Source organism: uncultured Amaricoccus sp. (assembly GCF_937858865.1).
Classification (GTDB): Bacteria; Pseudomonadota; Alphaproteobacteria; order Rhodobacterales; family Rhodobacteraceae; genus Amaricoccus.
Genome location: NZ_CALLYO010000202.1, coordinates 1 through 1145, shown reverse-complemented (window position 1 = coordinate 1145; position 1145 = coordinate 1). Strand labels below are relative to the sequence as shown.

Annotated in this window: 1 protein-coding gene; it reads left to right on the top strand. The window is 68.4% G+C overall.

Annotated elements, in window-relative coordinates; genetic code table 11:
* Positions 1-728, top strand: a 728-nt coding sequence (locus tag Q0112_RS05575) for an enoyl-CoA hydratase/isomerase family protein (RefSeq protein ID WP_297972575.1), incomplete at its 5' end; no start/stop codon positions are given.
* Between the last annotated feature and the right edge of the window lie 417 nt (positions 729-1145).

Genomic DNA, 1145 nt, shown 5'->3' with positions numbered 1-1145 from the left:
GCAAGCCCTACGTGGCGCTGATGCAGGGCTACGTCATGGGCGGCGGCGTCGGCGTTTCCGGCCACGGCAGCCACCGCATCGTCGGCGAGACCAGCCAGGTCGCCATGCCGGAATGCATGATCGGCCTCATCCCCGACATCGGCGCCTCGGCGATCCTCGCCCGCGCCCCCGGCCGGCTCGGCGAATACCTCGGCGTCACCGGCCACCGCATGGGGCCGGGCGATGCCATCTACGCCGGCTTCGCCGACGCCTTCGTCCCCGAGGCCCGCTGGCCCGAGCTCGCCCGCAGGCTGATCGAGACCGGCGATCCCGGCCTCGTCGCCGGCTTTGCGGCCCCCGCCCCCGAAGCCGCCCTGCCGGCGCTGCAGGAGGCGATCGACGATGCCTTCGACGCGGCCGACCTCGCCGCCCTCGCCGCCCGGCTCGAGACCAGCGAATGGGGCCACGGCATCCTGACGACGCTGCGCCGCCAGTGCCCGCTCTCGATGGCCTGCACGCTCGAGCTCGTCCGCGCCGCCCGCCGCGACCCCGGCATCGAGAAGGCGCTCGCCCGCGAGTACCGCTTCACCTCCCGCGCCGCGAGCGAGGGCGAGCTCCTCGAAGGCGTCCGCGCCGCGGTGATCGACAAGGACCGCAAGCCGGTCTGGCGCGACGACATGGACAGCTTGCGCCCGGAGGAGGTCGCCGCCATGCTCACCCCGCTCGGCGAGGCCGAACTCCGCCTCTGATGAAAGGCGCGCAGCGTACGTTGTCCTGAAGGGATTATAGAAGTCTATGTTAGTCAGACTCTTGTGGTCAAAAATCAATGAATCTCGTTAGGTTCGAGAAGGTAGTGGATTTTTTCTTCGCTAACGCACCGGACGCCAAGAAACAATCTCGAAAACCGTTGCGGGGGTGACCCAACCCAGGGTTCGAATCTCTGCCTCTCCGCAAACTTACACGACGATGTTGATGTTCGGATCCGCCGACGCGGTGTCCCGACGGTGTGTCCGCCGGGAGTCGGTCGCTGCCGACCGACCCCTCGTGACGTCCACGATCAGGCCCGCGGCTGGGAGAACTGGTGGGCGGTCCGGGGCGCCTGCGGCTTGCGCTTGAGCTTGGCGATGGCCATCTCGATCGGATTGAGGTCGGGGGAATACTTGGGC